Here is a 7,315-nt window from a genome sequence, read left to right on the forward strand (position 1 = left end):
CCTCGCTTCTGCAGGTGCCTGCTTTTTGCCCAGCGGACGATGTTTCGCGCTAACCGACGTCGCGCCGCCCGTCGCTTCCTGATCCTGTCGGCGGCTTTCGCTCCCGCCGGCAGCGCTCGGAGCAGTATTTCACCTCGTCCCAGACGCGCGCCCATTTCTTGCGCCAGGCGAAGGAGCGGCCGCAGCCCTGGCAAGGCTTGCTGGGAAGATCGCCCTTGCGGGTCGGCTTGGGCATGCAGGGATGCTCCGGCTGCGCTGGTCCAGAGGGGACCGCGCGGACGTATACGCTGCGACGAGTCTTCTGGAGCAGCGGCATGAGCGACACGATCCTGATCTATGGCGGCAGCGGCGGCATCGGCTCCGCCGTGGCCCGCGCCGTCCGGGCCAAGGGTCTCGGCGTGCATCTGGTCGGTCGCGACGCTGCCCGGCTCGAGGCGCTGGCCGGGGAACTCCGCGCCGGTTTCACGGCGGGCGATGTCGGCGAGGACGGGACCTTCGCGCGGGCGACGCAGCAGGCCTCCGCCGGCGGCGGGCTGAAGGGGCTGGTCTATGCCGTCGGCACCATCAACCTGAAGCCGGTCGCGCGCCTGACCGAAGCCGACTTCATCAAGGATTTCAGTGTCAACGCGCTGGGTGCTGTCAAGGCGATTCAAGCCGCTTTGCCGCACCTGAAGCAGGCCGAGGGCACGGCCGGGATCGTGCTGTTCTCGACGGTGGCGGTCGCCCAGGGCTTCGCGGCCCATGCTTCGGTGGCGATGGCGAAGGGTGCCATCGAGGGGCTGACGCTGGCGCTCGCGGCCGAGTTGGCGCCGCGCATCCGGGTGAACTGCATCGCGCCGTCGCTGACGCGGACGCCGCTCGCCGCCGCGCTCACCGGCAACGAGGCGATGGCGAAGGCGATCGCCGATCTGCACCCGCTGCAGCGCCTGGGCGAGCCGGCGGATATCGCGCCGCTCGCCGCCCTGCTCGCGAGCGACGAGGCCTCCTGGATCACCGGGCAGATCGTCGGGGTCGATGGCGGGCGCTCGACGCTGCGGACGAAGGGGTAAAGTGGGCGCGCCTCAGCGCAGCCAGTGCACGCCCAGCGTGGCGTAGGCTTCGGACGGACGGTCACTGGTGCGCTGCCAGCCGCCGGAGAGGCGCCAGACCACGCCGAAGAGGCGCAGGCCCGTCAGATGCAGGCCGAGCCTCAGTTTCGTGTAGTCGCGGGCGCGGTAGGCTTCGATCTCCGGACCGACATAGACATCCTGTGACAACCAGCCCCGCGGCAGCAGCCAGCCGGGCCCGACGCGGCCCCAAACCCTGCGGTCGAGCGTCGAGGCGTAGGCGCTGGCGTGCAGCATCGTGCCCGGCATCGGCGTCATCCACAGGTCGCCCTGCAGCCGCGCGCCATAACGGTGGGTGGCGATGATGGCGCGCGGCTCCTCACGTTGCTCGCCTTCGTAGTCGGAGCCGGCATAGAGCGACAGGAAGCTGTCGCCGAGGCGCCATTCATAGCCGATCAGCGCCTGCGACTCGCTCTTGTAGGCCAGGCCGTGCGGGCGCTGCCGCTGCGCCTGCTCCTGCGCGCCGCCGACCTTGAGCAGCATGCGGAAACCACTGCCGGCAAGCCCGCCGGTCAGCGCCTTCTTCATGCCGAGCGAAACGAAGGTCTTGGCCGGCCCCGCCTCGAGCGAGCCGAACAGGACGGTGGAGAGGGCCGCACGCTCCTCGGCTTCAGCCTCGGTTTCGGCCTCCTGGGCGAATGCCAATCCGACCGGCCCCGCCGTCAGGCCAGCGGCCAGCATCGCGCTCCTCGCGATCGCCCCTCCATACGCCACTGACACACGCCCCCAAGCGGCGCAGCCCGTCGGGCGGCACCGCCTCGATTGCAACAGCTGCAACCTGGACTTGCAAGTCTTTATTAACCAAGCGCGCGCAGCCTCTGATGTGGATCCGGCTCAGCTTTCAGCGTTCACCGACGAGGGGAGAAGCAGATGATCACGACGGATTTCATGCGCCAGTTGGCGGGGTATGGTCTGACGACGGCGACGATCCTGTACCGCATGCCCGATCACCGCCATGTGCTGCAGAGTTATATCTGGCAGAACTACGATCTGGCGCCGCGCTTTCCCGTGCTGCGCGATTTCCTCGATTTCTGGGCGCGCGAACTCGAGGGGCCGCTGCATTCGGTGACGGTCGCGCATTCTCGGCTGATCCGCCCCGCCGAGATCGTCAACATCGACGGTGTGCTGACCCTGCATTGAGCTCCGGCGTCGGCGCGGCTTGTTGGCGGCGCGCGCCGCGTGCTAGGCCGCTGGTCCTGCCACGGCCCGGCCCGTTCCCTTGTCATCACCCCTACGCACCTCCGGAATCCTGACGGCGCTGGCCGCGCTGCCGGGGGACCGCATCGCTGTCGGTTCGCTCGTCGCCGCGCTGAAGGACCGCGCCTATGCGCTGCTCGTCGTGCTGCTTGGCCTGCCGAACTGCCTGCCGATGCCGCCGCCGATCCCGCTGGTCTGCGGCCTCGTCCTGATCTTCGTCGCCCTGCAGATGCTGACCGGCCGCGTCATCCCCTGGCTGCCGCCGGCGCTCCTGTCACGCAGCATCGGCAAGCCGGTGCTGACGCGGGCGGTGGACCGGGCGGTGCCGCTGCTGGTCCGGCTGGAGCGGATCTCGCGGCCGAGGCTGACGATGCTCGGCAGCCGCTATGCGATCCCCGTGATCGGGCTCCTGATCCTGGTGCTGGCGCTCGGCCTCGTCGTCGCCGCGCCCTTCATCGGCCAGATTCCGCTCGGCCTGGCGGTCTGTCTGGTCGGTCTCGGCCTGGTCGAGCGCGACGGCCTGCTCATCATCGCAGGCGCGGCGTTCGGTGCCGTCGGCCTCGTGCTGAGCGCCGGCTTCGCCTATGCGATCTTCAGCGGCATCCACGGGCTGTTGTTCTGATCCCGCTCGCGCCGGGGCAGGGGCGTCGTTCTCAGGCGGCGGCCAGCACGGTGGCGAAGGGTTTGTCGCGCGAGAGCAGGGCGTCGATCTCCTCGGCCGGGACGCCCTTGGAGAACAGGAAGCCCTGCAGCTCGTGGCAGCCGATGGCCTGCAGGAAGCGGTGCTGCTCGGCGGTCTCGACGCCCTCGGCGCAGACCCGCAGGCCGAGCGCGCGGCCGAGATGCGCGATGGAGTGGACGAGGATCGCGGATTCCCCCGTCGTCTCCATGTATTCCAGGAAGGACCGGTCGATCTTGATCTTGTCGAAGGCGAAGCGCCGCAGATAGATCAGGCTCGAATAACCGGTGCCGAAATCGTCCAGCGCCAGGCAGACGCCATGGGCGCGCAAGTCCATCATCGCGGCCTCGGCGGCATCGGCATCGTCGACGACCACGCCCTCGGTCAGTTCGAGTTCGAGCCGGCCCGGGTCGAAGCCGGTCTCGTCGAGGACACGGATGACGTTGGCGACGAAGTCCTTGTGGCGGAACTGGATCGGCGAGACGTTGACGGCCAGCCGGATGCCCTCCCAGCGCTTCGCCTCTTCGCAGGCCCGGCGCAGAACCCATTCGCTGAGCGGAACGATCAGGCCGCGTTCCTCGGCGATGCCGATGAACTCGGAGGGCGGGACCATGCCGTGCTCGGGATGGTTCCAGCGCACCAGTGCCTCGACACCGACGATGGTGGCTCCGTCGACGGAGACCTGGGGCTGGTAGTGGAGCAGCAATTCGTCGTTCTCGATGGCGCGGCGCAGATCCTCCTCGACCATGCGCTTGAGCGCCAGCGTGCGGTTCATCTGCGTCTCGAAGAAGGAGTAGCGGTTGCGGCCGCCATTCTTCGATTGGTACAGCGCCGTGTCGGCCAGCCGGAGCAGCGCCTCGCGCTCCGTCGCGTCCTCCGGGGCGAGCGCGATGCCGATCGAGCAGCCGATCGTCGTCGCCACACCCATGATGACGAAGGGCTCGGTCAGGGCCTCGAGGATGCGCTCGCCGAGAGCAGCGCAGCCCGCCGGAAAGCTGGCATGGGTCTGAATGATGCCGAACTCGTCGCCGCCGATGCGCGCGACGGTGTCGCCGCTGCGGACCAGCCGCGAGAGCCGCTGGGCGACCTGCCGGATCAGCTCGTCACCGGCGGTGTGGCCATAGGTATCGTTCACCGCCTTGAAGCGATCGAGATCGATCAGCATGACCGCCAGGCCCTTGCCGGTGCGGCTGCTATGCGCGAGTTCCTGGTCCAGCCTGAGGTCGAAGGTGCGCCGGTTGGGCAGGAGCGAGAGCTCGTCCTGCCCGGCGAGACGCTGGATCTGGCTTTCGCGGATGGCGATCTGCTGGGCCGCGCCACGCAGCCTCTGCACGACGAAGGCGAAGATGCCGGCGAAGAGAAGGCCGACCCCCGCGAGAGCCCAGACGAACTGGCGCAGCATCGCGTCGCCGGGGCGGTCGGGCGTCCAGCTCAACCAGGCCCGCACACCTCCGTCGGGAGCGGGGATCGCGCGGCGAGACAACGGATCGGCCGGCATCTCGGCGACGATGCGGATGTTGGCGACGCGATAGCGGTGAGACAGCTCGGCGAGCATCGTGCTGGTGACGCGGCGGTAGCCGACGATCTTGATCGGGCCCAGCAACTGCGCGAGCGAACCCGGACGGGCCGGCACCTCCATCACCATCGTGCTGATCGTGTCGAAGCCGTCATGCGTCAGGGACCAGGACGTCATCCCCGGCCCGCCGCGCAGGTCGGGGAGGCGGCGCAGCGCCGGCTCGATCTTTCCTCCGCCGGGAAGCGCCGGGCTGAAATGCAGCAGCCCGTCATAGCCGAGCTGACCCGACGGGCTGTCCCCCTCGATGCCGGCGAAGACCCGTCCGGAACCGGAGACGACATAGGCGCCGTCGAATTCGAGGAAACGGCTGCCCAGTCGCGCCAGCGCCGACTGGAGGGCCGTCAGCGGATCGGAGCCGTTGAAGGAATTCTGCAGGTCGCCGGCAGCTGCCAGGCTTTGGAAGCGCAGTTCGCGCAGGCGGACCTGGCTCTCGATCGCCGCTTCGATGCGGTCGCGCTGGCGTTCGGCTTCGACGCGGTTGGCGTCACTGGTGATCGCGAGGACGACGGCGACGGCCGCGGCCATGACCATCACGAAGGCGCAACCCAGCGTCGCGACCGAACTCGTCAGCATCCGGGCGGACGCATCGGCGTTGGTCATTTTCCCGACGGAAGGCGACGACATCAGAGGTCCTGGAGCGGCCACGTTGAGCCGGACCATCGCAGGGATGTCTTGATATCCCGTTGACGTATCTGAGCATCGTCGAGCTATCTCGGCGCGTCTTTCTCAATCTTTGTCGTCAATCCTTGGCCTCAGTCCTTTCTGGGTTCGTAGGGCGGCCGGGGGATCGCGGTGTGTGCCGCGCGCAGGGCCGCCGACCAGCGCTCGCGCAGATCGTGAAAATAGGGCTCGCCCGCCTCGATGCGGCGCGTCAGCTCCGGCTCTTCCGCATCGCGCCGCATCACCATCAGATCGATCGGCAAGCCGACGCCGAGATTGGAGCGCATGGTCGAATCCATCGAGATCAGCCCGACTTTGAGCGCGTCGTAGAGATGGGTCTTGTAGGTCACGGCGCGGTCGAGGATCGGCTTGCCGTATTTGTGCTCGCCGATCTGCAGGAAGGGCGCGTCCATGCCGCATTCGATGAAGTTGCCGGCGCCGTAGATCATGAAGAGCCGCATCGGCTGCCCCTGGATCTGCCCGCCGAACAGCATCGAGACGTCGAACTTCACGCCCGCCTCCTTCAGCGCCGGGCCGTCCTCGGCCCTGACATGGCGGATGGCGCGGCCGACGAGCTGGGCCGCCCGGAACATCGACGTCACGCCCTGCAGGGTATCGCTCTCGCCGGTTTCCGGATTGGGCAGGCCCTCATGCAGCAGGCTGACGACGGATTGCGTCACGGAGAGGTTGCCGGCGGTCATCAGGCCGAAGGTGCGGTCGCCGGGCCAGGAGAAGACATGCAGCTTGCGGAAGGTCGAGATGTCGTCGAGCCCCGCATTGGTGCGGGTGTCGGCGATCATGACGAGCCCGTCCTGGACGAGGATTCCGGCGCAATAGGTCAAGGGATTGATCCTGGTCTGACGAAAGCGGTGGCGCTGTCGTCGCATATCGCCGGGCGCCCCGCCAGCCATGCGGGCGCCTGGCCGGCCGCGGGCTCGGCGGGCGTGCGCTACTGGTTCGCGGCGCGCCCGTCGGCATTGCGGGCGCTGACGCTGACGGCGAGGGCCTCGCCGTCGCCGCCCTTGCGCGCCCCGCGCACCGGCGCGGCATCCGCGAAATCGAGACCGGCCGCGACGCGCACATGGGTGTCGATCGGGCACAGGCCGTTGGCGGGGTCGAAGCCGATCCAGCCGTAATCGTCGAGATGAACCTCCGCCCAGGCATGGGCGCCGTTGGCATGGGGAAGGCCGTCCGCCTGCGCGACATAGCCCGACACGTAGCGGGCCGACCGGTCGAGATGGCGGGCGCAGGCCATGAAGATATGGGCGATGTCCTGCGGAATGCCTTCACCGGCGGCAAACGCGGCGGCCGCGCCGATGCCGGTGCGCTGTCCGGTCTCGATGCAGGGCAGCCGCTCGTGCAGGGCGTCCATCAGCGCATGCATCTTCGACAGCGGCGTTTCGGCCGAGCGGGTGGCGTCTTCCGCGAAGGCGGCGAGAGCGGCGTCGCGCGTCGTCAGCAGCGTGTCGCGGCGGAAGACCTCGACCGGGACGCGTTCGGTGACGCCACGGACGATGCCGGCGAGATCGGTGGTCTCGATCAGCCCCTCGACCTGGATCGCCATGTCGGCAATCGGCCCGTCCGCCGAGAAGGTGTGGACGATGTTGCCGAAGGGGTCCTGCGTCGCACGCAACCGTCCGTCGATGGTCGGTTCGATGCGCCAGTTCATGACGTGCTGGCCGTCATGGTCGCGCGGGGTCAGCCGCAGGATCTGCGTGATATGCCGCGCCGGCTCGGCATAGACGTAAGCGATCGTGTGGGAAATCCTGATCCGCATGGCAATCGCAACTGGAGGCGTCGGGCTGTGGTCTTCTCGGTGGTTTCAGTCGCCGCAGCCGCCCGCAGCAGGGCGGCCGCGCCGATCTCATTGCAGGTACTGCTCGAAAATGGTGCCGCCGAGCCGGTTATTCTCGGTGATGAAGTCCTCGATGAATTCGTGCAGCCCGTGCTGGAAGACGTCGTCGATGCTGGTGCTCGAGAGATTGGCGAGCGTCTTGCGCGCCTGGCGCTGGGCCGGGCCCTGGCGGCCATAGGAATCGCCGAGCAGGTCGAGGAAGCGCGAGATGTTCTCGTAGCAGGCGGCCAGCGAGCGCGGCA

General features: G+C 68.4%; 9 protein-coding genes. 3 read left to right on the forward strand and 6 right to left on the reverse strand.

Annotated features, from left to right (window positions below):
- Positions 1 to 49 precede the first annotated feature (49 nt).
- Positions 50 to 235 (reverse strand): DUF2256 domain-containing protein, encoded by a 186-nt coding sequence (locus Q8M82_RS18480; protein ID WP_305692761.1) that lies wholly within the window; start codon positions 233 to 235, stop codon positions 50 to 52.
- A gap of 79 nt (positions 236 to 314) precedes the next feature.
- Here Q8M82_RS18480 and Q8M82_RS18485 point away from each other — a divergent pair, with 79 nt between their 5' ends.
- Positions 315 to 1,049: an SDR family NAD(P)-dependent oxidoreductase gene (locus Q8M82_RS18485; protein ID WP_305692762.1), complete on the forward strand. Its 735-nt coding sequence runs from the start codon at positions 315 to 317 to the stop codon at positions 1,047 to 1,049.
- A 12-nt stretch (positions 1,050 to 1,061) separates the two neighbouring features.
- Here the strand turns inward: Q8M82_RS18485 and bcsS are convergent, their stop codons facing one another.
- Positions 1,062 to 1,787, reverse strand: coding sequence for a cellulose biosynthesis protein BcsS (gene bcsS, locus Q8M82_RS18490; protein WP_305692763.1), 726 nt, complete (start codon positions 1,785 to 1,787; stop codon positions 1,062 to 1,064).
- Between the two features lie 189 nt (positions 1,788 to 1,976).
- Here bcsS and Q8M82_RS18495 point away from each other — a divergent pair, with 189 nt between their 5' ends.
- Together Q8M82_RS18495 and Q8M82_RS18500 are read left to right on the forward strand one after the other, a co-directional pair.
- A complete protein-coding gene (locus tag Q8M82_RS18495; protein WP_305692764.1) occupies positions 1,977 to 2,246 on the forward strand; it encodes an usg protein in 270 nt (89 codons plus the stop codon).
- A gap of 79 nt (positions 2,247 to 2,325) precedes the next feature.
- Complete coding sequence (locus tag Q8M82_RS18500; protein WP_305692765.1) at positions 2,326 to 2,925, forward strand: exopolysaccharide biosynthesis protein; 600 nt, start codon at positions 2,326 to 2,328, stop codon at positions 2,923 to 2,925.
- A gap of 31 nt (positions 2,926 to 2,956) precedes the next feature.
- Here the strand turns inward: Q8M82_RS18500 and Q8M82_RS18505 are convergent, their stop codons facing one another.
- From Q8M82_RS18505 to Q8M82_RS18520, 4 genes are all read right to left on the reverse strand, one after another.
- Positions 2,957 to 5,182 carry a putative bifunctional diguanylate cyclase/phosphodiesterase gene (locus tag Q8M82_RS18505; protein WP_305692766.1) on the reverse strand — a complete coding sequence of 742 codons (2,226 nt, stop codon included), beginning with the start codon at positions 5,180 to 5,182 and terminating at the stop codon, positions 2,957 to 2,959.
- A 128-nt stretch (positions 5,183 to 5,310) separates the two neighbouring features.
- Positions 5,311 to 6,060, reverse strand: coding sequence for a proteasome-type protease (locus Q8M82_RS18510; protein WP_305692767.1), 750 nt, complete (start codon positions 6,058 to 6,060; stop codon positions 5,311 to 5,313).
- 107 nt (positions 6,061 to 6,167) lie between these two features.
- Complete coding sequence (locus Q8M82_RS18515) at positions 6,168 to 6,995, reverse strand: transglutaminase family protein (RefSeq protein ID WP_305692768.1); 828 nt, start codon at positions 6,993 to 6,995, stop codon at positions 6,168 to 6,170.
- Between the two features lie 87 nt (positions 6,996 to 7,082).
- Positions 7,083 to 7,315, reverse strand: a 233-nt coding sequence (locus Q8M82_RS18520) for an alpha-E domain-containing protein (protein WP_305692769.1), incomplete at its 5' end; no start/stop codon positions are given.

The sequence above is a fragment of the Allobosea sp. genome, from assembly GCF_030694325.1.
Taxonomy (GTDB): Bacteria; Pseudomonadota; Alphaproteobacteria; order Rhizobiales; family Beijerinckiaceae; genus Allobosea.